Origin of the sequence: Streptomyces sp. SID3212, assembly GCF_009865405.1 — a bacterium.
Classification (GTDB): domain Bacteria; phylum Actinomycetota; class Actinomycetes; order Streptomycetales; family Streptomycetaceae; genus Streptomyces.
In genome coordinates this window covers 1-218 of record NZ_WWJY01000451.1, presented here as the reverse complement: position 1 = coordinate 218, position 218 = coordinate 1, and the positions used below count along the sequence as shown (strand labels likewise).

At 78.0% G+C, this 218-nt stretch carries 1 pseudogene; it reads left to right on the top strand.

Annotated elements, in window-relative coordinates:
* Positions 1-10: 10 nt before the first annotated feature.
* Positions 11-218, top strand: a pseudogene (locus GT042_RS39045) (transcriptional regulator); the annotation flags it as partial.

The window sequence follows — 218 nt, the reverse complement described above, 5'->3', positions numbered from 1 at the left end:
TGCCGAGGGCGTGTCCGATCCGGAAGCCGTGTCCGGGGCCGTACCGGTTCCTGACGCCGCGCCCGGCCCCGAGGCGGTGACAGGCCCCGAGGCGGGCCCTGAGTCTCTGCCCGGGGCCGTACCGGATCCCGACGCCGCCCCCGACCCCGTACAGCCGCCCGACGACCCGCTGCCCCCCGAACCTCCGCAGCCGCCCGTACCGATCGACAGCCCCGGGG